This window comes from Olivibacter sp. LS-1, assembly GCF_008245145.1.
In the GTDB taxonomy this organism is placed as follows: Bacteria; Bacteroidota; Bacteroidia; order Sphingobacteriales; family Sphingobacteriaceae; genus Olivibacter; species Olivibacter oleidegradans.
Genome location: NZ_CP041643.1, coordinates 2,598,796 through 2,619,062 on the forward strand (window position 1 = coordinate 2,598,796; position 20,267 = coordinate 2,619,062).

General features: G+C 42.4%; 11 protein-coding genes. 9 read left to right on the forward strand and 2 right to left on the reverse strand.

Features of this window, described 5'->3' with window-relative positions:
- Positions 1-27 precede the first annotated feature (27 nt).
- From FKG96_RS10565 to FKG96_RS10585, 5 genes are all read left to right on the forward strand, one after another.
- Complete coding sequence (locus tag FKG96_RS10565; RefSeq protein ID WP_041387356.1) at positions 28-1,308, forward strand: mandelate racemase/muconate lactonizing enzyme family protein; 1,281 nt, start codon at positions 28-30, stop codon at positions 1,306-1,308.
- A 21-nt stretch (positions 1,309-1,329) separates the two neighbouring features.
- Positions 1,330-2,841 (forward strand): aldehyde dehydrogenase (NADP(+)), encoded by a 1,512-nt coding sequence (locus FKG96_RS10570; RefSeq protein ID WP_130857152.1) that lies wholly within the window; start codon positions 1,330-1,332, stop codon positions 2,839-2,841.
- Positions 2,842-2,971: 130 nt separating this feature from the next.
- Positions 2,972-3,826 carry a fumarylacetoacetate hydrolase family protein gene (locus FKG96_RS10575; RefSeq protein ID WP_013665912.1) on the forward strand — a complete coding sequence of 285 codons (855 nt, stop codon included), beginning with the start codon at positions 2,972-2,974 and terminating at the stop codon, positions 3,824-3,826.
- 196 nt (positions 3,827-4,022) lie between these two features.
- Complete coding sequence (locus FKG96_RS10580) at positions 4,023-7,223, forward strand: SusC/RagA family TonB-linked outer membrane protein (protein WP_149105509.1); 3,201 nt, start codon at positions 4,023-4,025, stop codon at positions 7,221-7,223.
- A gap of 5 nt (positions 7,224-7,228) precedes the next feature.
- Positions 7,229-8,767 (forward strand): SusD/RagB family nutrient-binding outer membrane lipoprotein, encoded by a 1,539-nt coding sequence (locus FKG96_RS10585; RefSeq protein WP_013665914.1) that lies wholly within the window; start codon positions 7,229-7,231, stop codon positions 8,765-8,767.
- 54 nt (positions 8,768-8,821) lie between these two features.
- On the opposite strand, the gene FKG96_RS10590 is transcribed toward FKG96_RS10585, so the two are convergent.
- A complete protein-coding gene (locus FKG96_RS10590) occupies positions 8,822-12,871 on the reverse strand; it encodes a two-component regulator propeller domain-containing protein (protein ID WP_149105510.1) in 4,050 nt (1,349 codons plus the stop codon).
- A gap of 496 nt (positions 12,872-13,367) precedes the next feature.
- Between FKG96_RS10590 and FKG96_RS27090 the strand changes: the two genes are divergently transcribed.
- Both FKG96_RS27090 and FKG96_RS10595 read left to right on the forward strand, forming a co-directional pair.
- Positions 13,368-13,499, forward strand: a complete 132-nt coding sequence (locus FKG96_RS27090; RefSeq protein WP_256377660.1) for a hypothetical protein — start codon at positions 13,368-13,370, stop codon at positions 13,497-13,499.
- 34 nt (positions 13,500-13,533) lie between these two features.
- A complete protein-coding gene (locus tag FKG96_RS10595; protein WP_149105511.1) occupies positions 13,534-15,624 on the forward strand; it encodes a beta-galactosidase in 2,091 nt (696 codons plus the stop codon).
- On the opposite strand, the gene FKG96_RS27220 is transcribed toward FKG96_RS10595, so the two are convergent.
- Complete coding sequence (locus tag FKG96_RS27220) at positions 15,537-15,779, reverse strand: hypothetical protein (RefSeq protein ID WP_130857156.1); 243 nt, start codon at positions 15,777-15,779, stop codon at positions 15,537-15,539. The genes FKG96_RS10595 and FKG96_RS27220 overlap by 88 nt on opposite strands.
- A gap of 331 nt (positions 15,780-16,110) precedes the next feature.
- On the opposite strand from FKG96_RS27220, the gene FKG96_RS10605 reads away from it, so the two are divergent.
- Positions 16,111-17,706, forward strand: a complete 1,596-nt coding sequence (locus FKG96_RS10605) for a glycoside hydrolase family 43 protein (protein WP_149105512.1) — start codon at positions 16,111-16,113, stop codon at positions 17,704-17,706.
- A 274-nt stretch (positions 17,707-17,980) separates the two neighbouring features.
- Positions 17,981-20,071 (forward strand): beta-galactosidase, encoded by a 2,091-nt coding sequence (locus tag FKG96_RS10610; RefSeq protein ID WP_210421307.1) that lies wholly within the window; start codon positions 17,981-17,983, stop codon positions 20,069-20,071.
- Positions 20,072-20,267: the final 196 nt, after the last annotated feature.

Below are 20,267 nucleotides of genomic sequence, written 5' to 3' on the forward strand. Positions count from 1 at the left end.
CCTTATTCACCTTAATTTTAAATAACGATGTCAAATAAAACAAGAAGAGCTTTTTTTAAAAAAGCCATGGTAATGGGAGCTGCCTTAAGCCCTTTATCGGATACTTTCGGAAGTGCACTCCTGCAATCGGCGGAACGATCGTCAAGAGAATCGGCGCCCTCCTCCCTTAAAATTACCGGAGTAGCATGCGCCTTTATAAGGTATGGTTCCGGGCTTTTTGTCAAAATAAAAACGGATCAAGGTATTTATGGTTGCGGAGAAGGGGTTGATGCGGTGCCAGGGACCTATCATTTCGTAAAATTGCTCGAGCGCAGACTCGTTGGGAAAAACCCACTTAATGTACACAGGATTTTTGAGGATCTGCGGAAATCAGGCATCTTTCAGGGTGCTCAGGCAGGGATGTACATCGCTGTTTTATCTGCCATTGAAACAGCACTCTGGGACATTACTGGAAAGGCGCTCGGCGTGCCGGTATATCAATTGCTTGGTGGCAAATTCCGAGATAAAATACGTGTGTATTGCGATACGGCGCTTTATCAGCAAAATTTACCAACACCGCAAGATTTTGCGAACGCAGCTTCCAAAGCTAAAGAAATGGGTTTCACAGCGATTAAATTTGATCTTGATCAAGGAAATGATCCCAATAAATACGATCAGTATAACTGGACAGCTAGTCCTAAAGAGTTACAACGTATGGTCGATCAGGTGACCGCGGCTCGTGAAGCTGTTGGTCCGGATATTGATATCTGCTGTGATATGCATGGACGTTACGATTTGGTTACCGGGCAGCAAGTGGCAAAACGTTTGGAACATTTAAATCTCATGTGGCTGGAAGAGCCTATACCTGCCGAAAATGCGGAGGCTTATAAGCTTATTGCCGATAGTACATCGACTCCTATCTGTGCGGGTGAAAATCTCTATCTGGCTTATGGTTTTAGGCGCTTACTTGAGCTGGGTGCAGCGGATATCATTATGCCGGACCTTCAAAAAGCAGGGGGGCTTGGAGAAGGTCAACGAATTGCTAACTTGGCCAATCTTTATTACGTTCCATTTGCTCCGCATATGGTGGCGTCTTTCTTGGGGGCAATGGCCTCATGCCATGTCTGCGCATCGGTACCGAATTTTATGATTTTGGAATGGCAGAGCTACTTTCATACCGACCCAATGTTTAAGGATATTGTCACTTTTGACGGATCGATGGTAGAAGATGGCTTTATCAAACTTCGGGAGGTTCCCGGTATCGGTGTAGATATCAACGAGGAAGGGATGAAAAAATATGCCACGCCCGATTATCCCTTTTTTACTTAGTATAAAAAAACCGATTGTATTATGGATACATTAGATGCTGTTAATCATTACAGACCAAAGGACTGGGCAGCAGTAGAACAGGATATCGAAAAAGCGGCTTCCGCATTTGAGGTTTACCGATGTTTGTCAAATCAGTCGAGAGAGGGTTTCCTTCGACAGATCGCCATAGAACTTGCTAATGACCGCGAGAAGTTAATAGAAACCTGTAGTCGGGAATCTCATCTTCCTGAGGTTAGGCTCCACGGTGAATTGGATCGGACCTTATTTCAAATTCAGCTGTTTGCAGATCTGCTAAAAGAAGGATCTTGGGTCAATGCTATTATCGATACGGCTATTCCCGATAGGACGCCTGTTGCAAAACCGGATATTCGACAGATGCAGGTTCCGCTAGGACCGGTTTGCGTTTACGGGGCAAGTAATTTTCCTTTCGCATTCTCAGTAGCAGGTGGCGACACGATCTCGTCACTTGCTGCAGGTTGCCCGGTGCTCTATAAAGTTCATCCAAATCAACCGCAAACCGCGCAGCTAACCGCTGCATGTATCGCAAAAGCAGCACATAAGACAGGAATGCCTGACGGTGTTTTTGCCTCTTTATGGCTTACATCGCAAGCTATTGGAATAAAGATCGTGAGCCATCCTTCAGTCAAAGCAGTCGGTTTCACGGGTTCTTATACAGGTGGTATGGCTTTATACGAAGCTGCTACGCGCCGCGCTGCTCCGATCCCTGTTTACGCAGAAATGAGTAGTATTAATCCTGTGTTTCTATTACCGGGTCGATTAGCTGAACAGGGTGAAAAAACAGCGGCGATGCTGGCCGCATCCAATCTGCTTGGAGCTGGGCAATTTTGTACGAATCCCGGATTGCTCGTGTTGATTGATTCGGAAGATACGGCGAAATTTTTGAAATTTTATGCTGAGGAGCTTCAAGGACAATCGTTGCATCGTATGTTGAGTGCTGGCATTTATCAAGCTTATTGCGAGGGTATAGCACAGTTGAAAGCTGCAAAAGGAGCTTTTGTACTTGCTGGTGGAAACGCAGAAGTAACGGATACCGAACAACCGGTGCCAACTGCGGTCCAAGTCAGTGGTAGCAATTTCCTTTCACAGGCTTTATTCAGCAAGGAGTACTTTGGCCCGGCATCCATATTGGTAATTGCAGCAAACGAAGAAGAATTTCTACAAATTGCCGCTTCGTTAAGCGGACAGCTAACAGTTAGCGTATGGTGCACGGAGGAGGATACCAAAAACTTTAATAGACTTTTTCAGGTGTTGGAACAAAAGGCTGGCCGACTGATTATCAATGGTGCTCCAACGGGTGTGGAAGTGTGCCATGCTATGGTACACGGGGGGCCATTTCCAGCCACCACGGACGGCCGGAGTACCTCGGTTGGCACACAGGCAATTTACCGGTTTACACGGCCTGTTTCCTATCAAAATTATCCGCAATCTTTGTTGCCGACAGCGTTGCAAAACAAAAACCTGGAGTCTATTTGGCGCCATGTAAACGGACAGCTAACGAAAGCCGACATTTAATGTTGATAACACGTATTGCTTATGAAATATCCATGTGGCACAGCTTACTCGAATACCGGTGAAAATAAAGTGGATATTCCACCTGCCTGCCGGTAGGCAGGTATGGCCTTTAAAAGATAAATATTTACATATGAACCTCTATAAAACGAAAACAGAAAACATATTGAAGGTAGACAATAGTTATCATGTCATACCTGGCAACTGGGATCAGTTGATCAATAGACAGAATCTCTATGGCTATTTGAAATCACAGCTTAACACCGCACCCGCAATAGCAGAAGGAAAGGCTAAAAACTTATTGGAGGAAGGTGTTTTGCCTCCAATAGGTTCGCAGGAAGTCTGGGCAGCGGGTGTCACTTATTTAAGAAGTATGGAAGCACGGATGGAAGAAGCGAAGGATTCCGGTGGGGCCGACCTGTATGATCGGGTATATCATGCCGAACGACCTGAGCTGTTTTTTAAAGCCTTCCCGCACAAAGTCTCCGGACATAAGGGAGCTGTCAGCATCAGGAAGGACTCCGTATGGAACGTTCCCGAGCCCGAACTGACCTTGTTTATTAATTCATATGGAACTATAGAAGGTTACACTGTTGGGAATGATATGAGCTCGCGTAGCATTGAGGGAGAAAATGCTCTGTACCTGCCACAGGCAAAGGTTTATGACCGAAGTGCTGCACTGGGGCCTTGTCTGTATGTTCCTGCTTCACCGTTAGACCCCGGTACATTAATCGAAATGGATATCTTAAGGGAAGGAAAACTGATGTTCCGCGATTCGGTGGCAATAAGCCGAATAAAACGCCCCTTGACGGAGCTCGTGTCCTATCTTTACAGGGAATCTACATTCAAGGACGGCAGTTTTCTCATGACAGGTACCTGTTTAGTGCCCCCAAGTGATTTTACACTACTTCCGGAAGACGAAATTCTTATTACAATTGAACCGATTGGAACGTTGCGTAATACGGTTGCGTATAACCCATCCGTTTAGCACATAGTATCTTATTATTTTACTTAGGCAATTCGTGGTTTCTGATTTTATAAGTGTCAAAACGATACTTAATAAAACGACCACCTGCCTCCGTAATTAGCAAAGCATAAACCTCATTGAATCAATCTTAAAGGATCTCCTCTTTTTGTTTGTCCTTCTAGGTTAAACCTCCACAATATTATAAACCAATTTAAAAATGATGAATAACAGTAACATTAAACAAAGAAACCGACTTCCTATAGGGGATAGGGTGTTGGTTTTTCTCAAGGTGCTCACCATGGTGGGCATGATGGGAATTATTCCTGCCTTTTTGCAGGGACAAGAAAAACCGGTACGCGGTCAGGTAAGGGATTCTGAAAGTACACCCTTGGAAGGAGTTACCGTACAGGTTAAGGGCACCCGAACCGCAACGGCGACCAATGCAAATGGCAATTTCAGTATCAACGCATCCAATGGCGATATTTTGGTGTTTTCATTGATCGGATACCAGCCACGGGAATTAACGCTGCAGAACCAAATGGTAGTTAACATACAATTAACCGCCGAATCAAGGAGCATGGAGGAGGTTGTCGTTACAGCGCTTGGGATTAAGAAAGAATCAAAGAAACTGGGTTATTCGGCGGAGACGGTTAAACGCCAGGATTTGCTACAGAACAGAACAGTCAATGTAATGGAGTCTTTGGAAGGCAAGGTTGCTGGATTGGATATATCTCCGCCAGCTGCCGGTGCCGGATCCAGTACTAAAATACGCTTACGGGGGCAATCAGCGTTTGCGGGTGCTGCAAACTCTCCTCTCATTGTGATCAATGGACTACCGATGGATCAGGGAGCCCGTAGTTCGAACGGATGGCAACCAGCTTACGATCTCGGCGATAACATGCAGCAGATTAACCCGGACGATATTGAAAGTATGACTGTCTTGAAAGGTGCTACGGCTGCAGCGATATACGGCTCTCGAGCTGCTAACGGTGCAATTATTATTACCACGAAAAATGGTCAACGTGATCAAGGGATAGGTATCGAATATACGTCAAATTTCACGGTTAATAGCGTGTTGGACTTTACTGATTTTCAACAGGAATTCGGCCAGGGACAGGGTGGACAGCGACCTACGGATGTGGGTAGCGCTATTTCAACAGGTATGTTAGGCTGGGGGAGTAGGATGGACGGAGAGCCAATTGTCAATTTTGATGGGGTTATGCGTCCGTACGCACCAAACCCAAATCGCATCAAAGAGTTCTACAGGGATGGTACAGTGTTCACTAATACCGTTGCGTTGTCAGGGGGGAGTGATAAAGGTAATTTCAGAGCATCTTTTTCCAATTCAGGCGCAAAAGGCATTACCCCCGCACCCGATAATCGGTATACGAAACGCATCTTCAATTTGGGTCTAAATCACGATCTAACTAAAAAGCTGCATTTCTCCTTCAACGCGAATTACACAAAAGAGAATAATGAGAATCCACCACAAGTCGGGGCACAGGGGCCGGGAGCACCCAACTTTCTCACCCGAATGTCTACATCTATCCCGCTTGCAGCCTTTCGGGAGAGCGCAGTTGCCGAAAATGGAACCGAGCGACAGACGTCCGGATTTCAAGGCACCTTATTGAACCCCTATTTTGCCAAAGGCAGGGAGTTTATCCTAAACGATCGGGATCGCTTTCTCGGAACAGCAACCTTGAGATATGATGTTATGGATTGGTTATATGTGCAAGGAAGATATAATTACGATTATTCCGTTTCTAAGCTTGAATTTAATACGCCTACCGGAAGAGGAACTTCTACACCATTTAACAATAACGGGCAAGGACCAGGTTTTAATGGGATGTATCATATTGAGCAGGCGAAAGGTACCGAAATAAATACAGACTTTCTTGTAGGTGCAAGTAAGGAATTCGGCGATTTTTCAATTGATTTAAGCGTCGGGGGAAATATTTTTAAACGCGATGTCGGAACTTTTATTGATGAAGTAGAGGATTTTACGGTTAGGGACCTCTATTCTATTCAAAACGGCATTAATAAAACGATTAATAACTATACCATCTTTCGTGATCAAACCAATTCGCTCTACGCATTTGCAGAATTCGGGTATAAAGGCATGCTATACGTTAATTTGACAGGTCGGCAGGATTGGTTTTCCGTGTTGAACCCAGAGGCGAACAGCGAGTTTTATCCATCGGTATCCGGTAGTTTCATTTTTTCTGAACTAATGAAGGAGCAGTCGTGGCTTTCTTATGGTAAGCTAAGAGGATCATGGGCCCAAGTAGGTAGTGCTAATGGAATCCCTCCTTTTTCCAACCATCTTTTTTATGATATATTACCTAATCAGTTACATGGAAGGACATTGGGTACCATATTAGGTACGCGCTCGCCGAATGCGTTATTGAGACCTTTCAGTGTCGAAGAACGAGAACTTGGTCTTGAGTTGAGGTTCTTTGATAGCCGGTTAAGTTTTGATATCGCTGCTTATGAAAAAGTGACAACCGATCAGATTTTACCCGTACAAATTTCGAATGCCTCAGGTTATACAGATACGCAGCAAAATGTCGGTTCGCTGCAAAATCGGGGTATGGAGTTTATGTTAGAAGTAATCCCTGTGAAGCGGGATAATTTCCGATGGACAAGTTCCTTCAACGCATCATTAAATACTACGAAGGTGCTGTCTATCGCTCCCGGTACTGACCGATTTGTAGCTCAACGTTTCGAAGGAAATGAATTTATTGGAGCCTTGGTGTATGAGGTAGGATTACCCTTGAATCAGCTGTCAGCCAATACCTATCTAAGAAACGAAAATGGGGAAATACTTTTGAATGATAACGGACGTCTGCTTCAGGGACCGGTTGTAAATTTTGGAAGCGCCCTTCCAAAATGGGTTGGTGGTTGGACCAACACCTTTACCTATAAGAACCTGAGTCTTTCCATGCACTTCGATTTCAAAGCGGGAGGAAAGGTTTTGTCCTCAAGCGCCTTGAACGGCTTGCGACAAGGGCACACCAAGGCATCACTGATTGGTCGCCGCGAAGGCGAAAATGGTGTTGTATTTGATGGTGTGTACCGGAATGGCGAAAAAAATACAATTGCAGTTAACCCTCAAGACTTTTATACGGATTATCGCAACCTACAGATTGCAGATCCTTTTATTTTCAAATCTGACTTTATTAAGTTCAGAAACATTGCGCTAACCTATAACTTAAGTGACTATGTGAAAAATAAATTCGGTTTCATCAAAGGTCTTACGTTGACGGCTTCGTGTCGAAATGTCGCACTTTTATATAAGGACTTACCAGACTATGATCCCGAGGCGTTCGCCTCTTCGGGCGACAATCGAGTGGGGTATGAGCAAGCAACCGTGCCCACGACACGAAATTATGCTTTCAACTTAAACATTATATTCTAACCATCATGAAAAAGATAAAATATTTAACCCTTTTAGGAACGATATGTTGGGCGTTAAGCGGGTGCGATAAGAATTTTGAAACAGTAAATACCAACGAATATGGAGTAACCAATATCGATCCGGCCCTGTTGTTTTCCAATGCCGAAAGGTTAACTCATGTTGGCGCTTGGGAAGGCGAGCAAACCATTGTTCAACAGTTTGTGAATGCATATAACCTGGGCGCCACAGCAGGTTTCAATTTCAATGAAGACAATAACAATTTCAATATCCCAAAGTGGAATAGTTGTTATGAGAATGCGGTTAAATTGTTAGTTGAAGCCATTCAAATAGCCCAAGAGATGCCAGCGCGAGTCAATTTGATGAGCATGATGCGCATATGGAAAGCTTATGTATTTATGACCTTGGTGGATACTTATGGGGATGTACCATATAGCGAGGCCGGAAAAGCCTATCAGCAGATTATTTTTTACCCAATTTACGATGACGACAGGGCAATCTATGAAGACCTTTATAATGAATTGAAATCCGCTATTGCGAGTATGGACCCGGCAGCTGATTACGTTACTGAAGATTTTTTCTATGGAGCCACGGGCTCAGCTGCAGCACAAGTTGCAAAATGGCAACGTTTGGGAAACTCGTTATTGTTGCGACTTGGAATGCGCTATACAAAAGTTGATCCGGAAAAAGCCCGCTCAATCGTGCAAGAGGCGGTTGATGGTGGTGTGATGCAATCGAATGAGGATGATGCCTATATGGTCTTTACAAATGCCTACAACAGTACACTTAACGATGGGCCGGTTGTGAATGCCTACTATTATTACTTGGCGGAACCCTTCGTCAATCAATTAAAGTCCACCGAAGATCCCCGCGCTAAGTATATTGCGGGTAAATATGCGGACCCGAATGCCGTACTTAGTTCGGTACCCGACGTAACGCTTGCTAACCAGTTCGGATTTCCTGTCGGTTATGATCAAAATAACGTGGCTCAACATCCAAATTTCCGTGGTCGGGCAGGTACAGGCTTTAATTATTCACAGCTTAATTATGCTATTATCGGCAATCCATTCGCGCCTCTTTTTTATATCACGCATTCGCAAACAAAATTGTTGATGGCCGAAGCGGCCCATCGTAATTGGATAAATGGTTCGGCACAAGCCTATTATGAAGAAGGGATTCGTGCCAGCATGGATCAGTGGTCGCTCTATCCAAACACACCTGATAACGCGATTAGCGAGCAGGAAAAGGAGAGCTATATTAATCATCCGCAAGTTGTATTTAACACAGCTAATGCATTGGAACTTATCAATACGCAATATTGGATCTCCAATATAGGAAATGGAACCGAATCCTTTGCAAACTTTCGAAGGAGTGGTTTTCCAGCATTGACACCTAATCGATATAATAATAACCTTAACGGTGGTTTTGTAAGGCGCATGGCTTATCCAGACGATGAAATGTCAGAGAATCCAACGAATTATCAAGCTGCGGTTGCTGCCATGGGAGGCGATAATTTATCGGTTCGCGTATTCTGGGACATCGAATAAAAATATACGTCATCAGACTTGCAGCGTTTATGCGAAGTCTGATGACGTTACATATTACGTATTTTTCTGCATGGCAAACTCCTTGGGTACGAGGCCATAAAGCGTCTTAAAGGCAAGCGAGAAACTATTAACATCGTTGTATCCAACGGCATAGGCTACTTCAGATACCGTTAGTTTTTTAGAGCTTAGTAAAGCGGCTGCCTGTTTCAGACGGATGCTTTTTATCAGGTCTTTGGTTGTTAAATGTGTAAGTTCTTTCAATTTTCGATGTAGGTGCACTCGGCTAATGCCAATTTCAGATGCAATCATTTCCACACTTAAAGAAGGATTAGCGATGTGCTCTTCAATTAGTTGGTGCACTTTCTCTAATAATTTCTCATCCGAGCTCTTCAGATTGACTTTTGAAATATAGGTGCCTTGCAAATGTGCCTCACGTTCATTAACACGAACAATCTCCCGGTTTCTAAGTAAACTCTTAATGTTTTCAGTCAGAACATCCATATTAAATGGTTTAACGATATAGAGGTCTGCCCCCAGTCCCAAACCCTGTAATTGGTGATTGTCTTCGCCTTTTGCTGTCAGAAGTACAATCGGTACATGATGCGTCAGCGGATTTTCACGTATTTTTTTGCAAAGGATCATTCCATCCATAATAGGCATCATAACATCGCTGATTACCAAGTCAGGAACCGCATTTAACATACTTTTATAAGCGTCTTCGCCATTGGCATAGGTGTTAACCAAATAAGCCGGAGAAAGCTCTCGTCTCAAAAACTCACGGATATCAATATCATCATCTACAACAAGGATCCGTTTAGCAGTTTTAGCTATCTTTCTTCTTTTTCCGAAGGGCGAAGTTAATACAAATGGTTGTGGGCGATTGCCAGGCGTATGTTCTTTAATATGTACGGTACTTTCTTGATCCGAATCGAGTGGGATTTCAATGACAAAGGCATAACCCCAATCCGCGATGTTTTCTACACGGATACTCCCTTTATGCATTTCCACCAGCTGCCGTGTTAAGTGCAATCCGATGCCCGTACTATATCCCTGATAAGTTTTTGAATTTTCCGCTTGATAGAAGCAGTTGAAGATACGTTCAAATTCATCATCGTTTAATAGCTGACCTGAGTCAGCGATCTCAATGCGAAGCATTGATGGTATATCCGGCACAGCGCTATGTTTTTTTGTTATAGTCATTCGGATTTTGCCATCATTCGGTGTAAATTTACAAGCATTTGATAGGAGGTTAATCAACACTTTATCAAAATTGCGCGTGTCAACTTGCGCATATATCTTATTAGACTGATTGAATACTTGAAATTTTATCCCTTTAATTGTAAATTCCTCATTGAATAAGGAAGATACAGATTTAACAAAACCGACCATTTCCACACGGGTAATGTTTAAATTCATTTGACCGTTTTCAATTTTTCGAATATCCATTAGTTGGTTGACCAGGTCCAACATCCTTTGAATATTATGGTCGATAATCCGATACAGACCATCATGATTGCTCACCTCTGTTCGGGCTAAAAGTTTCTTTAGCGGGTTTATAACTAATGTTAAAGGAGTTCTGATTTCGTGTGCAATATGTATGAAAAACTGAAGTTTTGCCTCATTGATTTCTTCGGCATGACGATGGGCCAACATTTGTTTTTTAAACCGTTGCCGATTTTGCAACGTTTTAAAAATCCACAAGGCACTAAGTATGGTGAACAATGCGTACAGGATTTTAGCAGGAAAAGATAGAAACCACACTGGATTTATTATAATTTGAGCTTGCTGTATAGGTGAATAAGTTTCATTAACTTTTGCTCGATAGCGCAAGAGATGTTTACCTGTTTCTAAGTGGTCAAAAGTAACACGATTCAAGCCTGGTCTCAGTGTGATCCAATCATTATCATTTATCTGATATTCAAATTGTACGCGTTCGGACTGGCTGAAATCCATGGTTGAAAACTCAACGGTGAAAGAGTTGTCGTTATGTGCTAAATTAAATACCGTAGCCTTTGTAATCACTGTATCAATTATTTGGTATCTACCCGATTTCATCCCTTTTTTTACTGCTTTGTCATGGATGTAAAAATCTACAATATTGACAGACAGTGATTTTGGGCGCACCTCAATTTCCAACGGATTGAAATAAGATATACCGTTTATTCCACCAAAATATAACTCTCCAGCTGTAGAACGTAAGGAGGCCCCTCTTGTAAATTCATTGCCTTGCAGCCCGTCATCTGAATAGAAATTGATGAAACGGTTATCGTGGATGTCCATTTTGGCTAATCCACGATTTGTGCTTAACCAGAGATTACCTTGTGAGTCTATTTCAATCGCATAAACGGTATTACTAGGGAGTCCATGGTCAATCTGATAGTGGCGAGTTTTTCCGGTCTCCATATCTAAACGCATTAGGCCCTTTGAAGTTCCGACCCATAAATTACCTCGTTGATCATCCAACAATGAATATACGACACTACCGGCAAAGAGTTTGTCGGTGCCGAAAGTGGAAATAAAGCTTTCATCACTGAGATCTAAACAGGCCAATCCGTCATAGGTACCAATATATAACTTGTCTGATGGCGCAATAAGTAAGCAATTGATCCAGTTGTTGGGCAGATAACCTTTTCCTAGATAGGGAGTTTTAGACTTGACGAAGCAGAGGTTTTTTATAGCACCGGATTTTTTTTCCAGGCAAAACAATCCTGCACCCATACTTCCGATCCACAATCGGCGCCGTTTATCTTCACAAATGCTGTGAATCAGCTCCACATGATCCCCATTTTTATCCGTTAATCCGGGTATCGCTCGGCAAATACCGGTTCGGCGATTTAAATTGATAAGCCCTTCCTTACTTCCACCTAACCAAAAATCGCCGTCGCTGTCTTCAAATATCGCCATAATAGACGAAGGAGGTTGGCACTGGCTGATGGCTTTATACCGTGTACTTTTCGTACGGTTGCGGTCTAATAGATATAAACCATCGCGATCGGTTCCTACCCATAAGCGTCCTGATCGTTCCTCAAGGATGGATGTGACCGCATGATCGCCAATGAAATCTTGTTTGCTGGAACGGCTTCCTATGTAGCTGAATCGGTTTTTATATCTATGTAAAAAAAACACACCTTTCTGAGAGACGCCTATCCATAGATTGCCTGCTTGGTCTTCCAAGATAGCATTCGTCTTAGTAGTAGAAAGACTAAACGTTGTGAACGCCGGATTTAGATCAATCAAGGTATTTGTTTCCGGATGATAGATTTTCATTCCATAGCCCTCTGTTCCTACATAGATGTGATTATCTGCTCCCACATAAAGATCTAAAACGGTCGAGTTTGATAGGTCGGATGAAGGAATCTGATCAAATGTATTGGTTGACTCATTGTAGCGGTGTAGACCACCATTTAATTTACCCACCAATAGTGTACCGTATTTATCCTCACAAATGCTCATAACTACATTTTTTTGACCTTTTTTGTTGGCGAAATAACATTGTCTTTCCTGACCGGAAAATTTGAATAGTCCACGATTTTCCGTTGCAATCCAAAGCTCTTGTCGGTTGTTTTCAAAAAGACGGACAATGAAATTGCTGGGTTCAAAATTTATCAATCGTAAACCATAGGGTTGACCGTTTTTACTACGATGTATTTCAAAGATTCCGTAACCAGAGGTACCAACCAATAATTGTCCGTTTTTCCGTTGCAAAATACATGTTACATGAGGCTCCGAAAGTTTCCCTTTATCGGTCCAAAGTGGTACAGTAAAGAAAGAATCACTTGCTTCATGATAGTACTGCAGTCCGTTCAAGTATCCCACATACATAACACCCGTTGCGTCTGCTCCTAATGTCGTTACCATATCACTTAAGACCGAACCGGGTACGTTTTTGTCGACCCTGTACAACGTGTTCTTAGCACCATCGAAACGATTTAATCCATCCTCTGTAGCTACCCACACAAATCCATTACGGGATTGATGGATGTCAGTTACCATGCTGCTGGATAAACCGGATTCAACTGTAAATAATTTGCCCGATTGCGCTCCAACATTGTTTATCGCTGTAATCAGTATATATATAAGCAGAATTAAATTTTTGATTTTCATCACAATAAAGGGTTATTAGCACTTCCCGGAAAGCTGTCGCCAACGGTCAGCAAGGTGTGATCCGAAAATTTATATAATTGGTTATTTATTCGCTAGTTTGTGGGAAGGTAGTTTCTCCGGTTTGTTTTCTATTCTTCCTATTATCGTACTAACAAAGCTAATAAAGATAGATTTAAAGGGCGAGTAAATTTGTTTAAAATGATAGTAAGTATGTTGAATAGGAATGGTGATCTATTATAGGGGGTGTTGCATATACGTACTAGCCTTTGGAATATTTGTGCAGCATAACCCATGTTAAGTAAAATAAATTCCGTTTAATCCTTCTTTCATTCAGATAGTTTCCTTTTTAAGTAAACGGCCAAGGAAATGTCGATAAAGTGCAATTTTTTATCGAAAATGAACACACATTGCCTACTATCCAATGAGTACATTTGTTTTCACGTAAGTTAAACCATCTAATAAACCATGGAAATACAGAGAAATCGGCAAAACAGGTATGAAAGCATCTAACCTAAGTTATGGTGCGTCTTCTTTAGGGAGGCATTCTTTAAAAGAAAAAAAGGAGATCAATTCAGTAATATTGCCCATCACGGGTTATAAAATTGAATGGTGCGGCCGCGTGGTTTAATAATAAGGATTTCAAAACAAAAAACAAACTTACTATGGTAAAGAAGACTATAACACTAGTCATATTAACAATATTTGTATCGACATTAAATGTAAAATCGCAGGAAGTCAATCGTTTTTTTCCTGAAAAGGATTTGATCACCATTGGAATATACTACTATCCCGAACACTGGAAGGAAAGCCAATGGGAACGAGATATCAAGAAGATTGCTGATATGGAGTATGAGTTTGTTCATCTGGCTGAATTTGCCTGGTTTAAGATGGAGCCAGAAGAAGGGAAATTTGATTTTGCCTGGCTTGATAAAGTGCTCGCCCTTTGCGTGAAATACAAACTTAAAGTAGTGATGTGTACACCATCGGCAACTACACCTGCCTGGATGCGGGTAAATTATCCCGAAACCTTTATAATGGATGGGCATTATATCCGTGCCGAACACGGAACACGGGGGCTCGGTTCAATCGTTAATTCCAAATATCGCCTGTTCGTTGAAAAGATTGTAACCGAAATGGCCAGGCGCTATGGGCAAAATAAAAATGTGATTGGATGGCAGCTAGATAATGAGCCCGATGCTAAACCCGATTATAGTCCATCCTCTCAAGATGCCTTCAGGCAATGGCTAAAAAACAAATACAAAACGGTTGAAGCGTTAAATGAGGCCTGGGGTACTGCTTTCTGGAGCCAATGGTATAACGATTTCAACCAGATTACGATCCATAACACCAATCTGGTAGGTTGGTGGGGAAATAATCCACATGCTTTGCTTGATTTTAAACGCTATTGTGCAGATGCGCAGGCAGAATTCCTTGACTTTCAGGCCGGCATTTTGCGGAGTCATATTTCAAAGGATCAATATATCACCACGAATTATACAGCTGTTTCTCCCGGGGCTGACCCGCAGCGAACCCAAAAACTCGATTTTGCGGCTTATACGGCCTATCCTAATGGCGGTAGCGATAATATTGGCGAACTTGGATTCAGGTTGGGCGATAGCAGAGTAATCCTTTTTGCGTCAGCATATTTTAAACATTTGGGAGGCGTATCTGGCGTAATGGAAATTCAGCCAGGTCCGGTAAACTGGGGCAGCTACAACCCACTTCTATTACCAGGAACAGTGCGCATGTGGTTGTACCATACATTTGCTGCGGGCGGAAAATTGGCCTGTTCTTATCGGTTCAGGCAAATTATATATAGCTCAGAACAGTACCATGCGGGCATTATACAAACAGATGGAATAACACCTTCGCCCGGTGGTGAAGACTATACGCAGTTCATGAAAGAAATAAAGGAGCTGCGGAAGCAGTATAAACAGGGCGTTAAGATGCCGGAAAAATTGGCGGCGCGTTCAACGGCCATTCTCTGGAACCTCGAAAATTACTGGACGATAGACAGGCAAAAGCAGACCGCCCAATGGGAAACATGGAATTACCCGGTTAAGTTCATGGAGACGGCCAAGTCTTTAGGAGCCCCGGTTGATGTGATACCGGAGACCAGCGATTTGTCGAAATATAAGGTGGTCATTATTCCTGCATACGAAATGGTGGATTCGGCTTTAGTAAAGAAATGGAATAATTATGTAACCAATGGCGGACAGTTGATTATTACCTGCCGTACAGCAACTAAAAATCGAATGGGACACTTCTGGGAGGGTAAGTTGGCAGCGCCTATTTCGGGTCTTATAGGAGCGCAGGTTACGGCAACAGACATGCTTTCGGCTTATGGCAAAGGAGACGTTCAAATGGGATCCACCCACTATGCTTGGAATAACTGGGCGGATCTGCTAAAGCCCTATCAAAATACGGAAGTGCTTGCAAGCTATGAAAACCAGTTTTATAAGGGAGCAGCGGCTGTTGTAAAAAAGAAAATTGGTAAAGGATCTGTTACTTACATAGGTGTAGCTACGGACGATTTTAAGCTCGAAAAGGATTTGTTGCGTAACATTTATACGCAGGCAGGAGCAACTACTGAAGATTATCCTCCTGGTGTGTATGTCTATTGGAGAGATGGTTTTTATTTGGCTGTAAATTATTCTTCTACCGATTATACCATGCCTATTCCGGAAACCTCTACCGTTTTTGTTGGCGAGAAAACATTGAAACCTGCAGAGGTATTGGTTTGGAATGAGTAAAGGGCTTTTCTAGCTGAATCGGATTTTATGTTCATGTAAAATACAGCTTTCTGAGAGACCCCTATCCATAGATTGCCGGCCTGGTCTTCCAAGATAGCGGTTGTTTTTGTAGTAGAAAGACTAAACGTCGTGAACGCCGGATTTAGATCAATCAAGGTGTTTGTTTCCGGCTGATGATTTTTATTCCATAGCCTTCCGTTCCCGCATAGATGTGATTATCTGCCCTTACATAAAGGCCTAAGACGGTTAAATTGGTAGGTCAGGAGAGGGAATCAGTTCATGTCGAATGTATTAAACAACAGCTTATTGCCATATAGCCATCTTTCGAACACTATTTGTAATAGTTAACAAAATAGGCCTAAAATATTAACAAAAGCGTTCCCTGCTTATAGAGGCTTTCTGCTAGCTTTGTGTCACTTGCTACTTTATAAATCACCCGTTACAACATGTAATTTATTTTCAACGTAAATAATAGACCAAATCACTATGACCCGAAAATTCAGTTTCTATTTTGTCTGCACACTTCTTTTCGTTTTGCCCAAAGCCCTTATTGCCCAGTTCGGTTATAAAAACCCAATATTACGTGGCTTTAATCCAGATCCAAGCATTTGCCGGGTTAATGATGATTTCTATTTGGTTACGTCATCATTCGAATATTTTCCCGGATTACCGATCTATCACAGCAAGGATTTAATAAACTGGCAGCAGATAGGACACTGTCTAACACGCGAATCTCAGCTTCCCTTACATAAGGCATTTTCTTCCGGTGGGCTTTTCGCTCCATCTTTAAGGTACCATAAGGGCAAATTTTATGTAATCTGCACCAATGTATCAGGTGGTGGCAATTTTTATTGCACAGCTGATAATCCTGCCGGTCCTTGGAGCGACCCGATATGGGTGGATATAAAGAGTATTGATCCGGATATTTTTTGGGATGATGATGGCAAAACATACTTTGTGACGCAGGGTAATGAGGGAATACGGATTACGGAAATCGATATTCAGACCGGGAAAACGCTTTCACCCGAACACTTAGTTTGGGGTGGTACAGGGGGACGTTTCCCTGAGGCCCCCCACGTCTATAAAAAAGATGGTTATTATTACCTGTTACTTGGCGAGGGTGGGACAGAGTACGCTCACAGCGCAACCATAGGGCGCAGTAAATATCTCTTTGGTCCTTACGAAAACTGCCCGTTAAATCCTATCTTATCGCATAGCAATAGACTGGGACAAGGTAACCAAATACAAGGAGTAGGGCATGCTGATCTTATTCAGGCAGCCGACAGTTCATGGTGGGCAGTTTTTTTGGGCTTTAGGGTTACGAAACCTTATTCATATTATCATATATTGGGTAGAGAAACATTTCTTGCTCCGGTAGACTGGCCTAAAAACGGATGGCCACAGGTTAATGGAAACGGCACCATAAATATTGATATGCAAGTGCCAACTTTGCCGCTCCAACCGTTTGAAGAACCGGTAAGTCGAACCGAATTTGACGAACCTAAATTAGGCTACGAATGGCAATACCTTAGAAACCCTGTTTCAGCAAATTATTCACTCACCGAACGAAAAGGATTTTTACGGATAAATGCTTCGCCTTTTAAGCTTAATGAGCTGGAGTCGGTTAGTTTTATTGGCCAACGACAAACTGAACACGATTTTACGGCAGAAACTAGTTTGGAAATAGTGTCCACCAAAGAAGAAGAGGAGGCCGGTTTAACCCTTATACAAAACAATACGCATCATTACGATCTTCTGCTTAAACGTAAAGGAAAAAGATTTGCTGTACAGCTTCGCGTTGTAGTTGGCTCGCTTTCCTATCTCGCCGCAGAAGAGTTGATCGATGAACCGACGGTTCGTCTTCAAGTAGTAGGAAAACCTTTGAATTATACCTTTAGCTACTTCAATACAAAGGCCGGTAAGTTTGTGGAATTAAAAAAATTGGATACGAGGTATTTAAGTACGGAAGTTGCAGGTGGTTTTACGGGTGTTATGATCGGACTTTACGCGTCCGCTAATGGACAGAAAACTTCATCAAAGGCTTATTTTGATTATTTTGATTACCGTGTTTCAAAACCGTGAAATGATCAAAAATCAGTTATTACATAATCCTTTGCTCGCAATTTATGATTAAATTAACCATTCCATAAACACGGTTATGAACCGTCCATGTTTAAAATTCATTTTTATCACACAGGGAAATGTAAATTTATTCACGGATTTTAAATATTCAATTGTGTTCATAAGCCCGTCGGGGTTTTAACATGATAAGCTCCATCTGACCGATGGATAAAAAGACCGCTTTGCGGTTCATGAGTACCTTAAATGTAAAACACAAACGAGTAATTATTTACAGATGAAACAAAAATTAGTAAACTATCGTACTGTAGTATTTAATCTCAGCAAATGCGGTCTACCGGCAATACTGACCTGTCTGCTCATTTTTCAGGCGAAAGCACAATATCGTTTTGATAATGTACTTTATGGTGCCGCTTATTATCACGAATATATGCCATCTTCCCGTTTGGATGAAGACATACGCATGATGAAGGAAGCCGATTTAACAGTCGTGCGAGTAGGTGAATCGACTTGGTCGTTGTTTGAACCGCAGGAAGGTATTTTTGAGTTCGCCTGGATGGATACCATCCTCAATAAAATGCATGCTGCTGGTATCAAGGTTATTCTAGGCACACCCACTTATTCCATTCCCGCGTGGATGGCCCATAAATACCCCGAGGTGTTAGCAGCACATACCGGGGGAAGAAAGGCCTATTACGGTATCCGCCAAAACATGGATATTACCAATCCCATATATCGCAAATTATCTGAAAGAGTGATCCGTAAAATGATGGAACATTTTGCCAAACATCCGGCTGTTATCGGCTTTCAGGTAGACAATGAAGTAGAAGCAAGAGGGATCAACAACCCCGGGTATTTTCAGGGTTTTGTTGATTATATAAAAAAGAAATTCAACGGAGACCTTAAATTGCTGAACAAGGAATGGGGATTGAATTACTGGGGAATGAACATCAATACCTGGGACGAATTTTACCCACGTGATGGGGTGACCAACCCGTCGTATAAAAACGAATGGGAACGATACAATCGGTATCGCGTTGCGGAGTTTCTGAACTGGCAGGTTGATATCGTAAACGAGTATAAAAGAAAAGATCAATTTGTTACTCATTGTTTTATGCCGTCTTTCCAAAACATAGATCAACCGGAGAGCTTCAGGCAAATGCAATATCCAGCAATCAATGTTTACCACGACGTACAAGATGGACAAAATGGGCAATTCATTGCCTATTCAGGCGATTACATGCGTACGGTTGCGAAAGGGAATTATCTAATAACTGAAACCAATGCACAGGCTACGGGATGGGATGCCAAAAACCAAAAACCTCCATATGACGGACAACTAAGGCAAAACGTATTTGCCCATCTGGCCTCAGGTGCCAACATGGTTGAATACTGGCATTGGCATACCCTGCATTATGGACAGGAAACTTATTGGCGCGGAATATTAGGGCAAGACCTACAGCCTAATCGAATTTATAAGGAGTTCGCTGCTACGGCCAAAGAACTCAAGCATATTGGTAAAGACTTGGTCAATCTGAAAAAGGAAAACAAGGTAGCCATTCTGTTCAGTCATGATTCTTATCACGCGTTGAGTTTTATGCCCTACACCGATAAGGACCATTATCCGTCAGGATTCGTTCATCGTGCATTATACAATCAGAATATTGAATCGGATATTGTTCCCTGTGATGAGCAGGCGGATTTTAGCAAATACAAAATGCTGGTTATTCCTCCATTATATGTAGCGAGCGATCGTTTATTGGAGAAAATCGATGAATTTGTAAAAAATGGCGGCTATGTGGTTATGCTCTATAAAAGCGGATATACCAATGAGCATTCCGCCGTTCGCGCAACACTTGCTCCGGGACCATTGCGAAAGGCCGCAGGCTTTTATTATCAGGAATATGCCAATATTCCCGCTTTATCTCTAAAAAAGAGCGCTTTTGGATTAAGTGGAAAGGAGATAAGCGAATGGTATGAGTTTTTAATACCCGAAACGGCAAAGCCCTTGGCCTATGCCGATCATCCTTTCTATGGCAAATGGCCTGTTATTACCGAAAACAATTACGGAAAAGGAAAATTGGTATATATCGGCACCTATCCTTCACAGGAACTGCTGGAAAAAATTGTCTTACAAACGGCAAAGGATGCAGGCGTCTCCACGGTCGCAAATAATTACCGCTTTCCCATTATTGTCCGTTCCGGGAAAAATCAATCAGGCAAAACGATTCATTATCTATTCAATTACAGCAATAAAAGTCAAATGGTCAATAATCCTTATCCCGGTGGAAGCGAGCTCCTTTCTGGCCATCAAACCGGTAAGGAAATTGCACTCGATGCATGGGATGTGAAAGTTATCAGTGAGTAAACGGAACATTATACGAAAAAAATAGTTCGTTACAAGCTTCCGGCGATAAACTATTGGATAGGGTCAACCCGTTACCCTATCCATAGTTCTTCTCAGATATTCCTGCGCACCTCCTGAGTTTGTCTCAACGGCTCATATTAAGAGGATCATTACCATTTAAGGGAGCGCTTCATTTTTACTGATATGATTGTTTAAA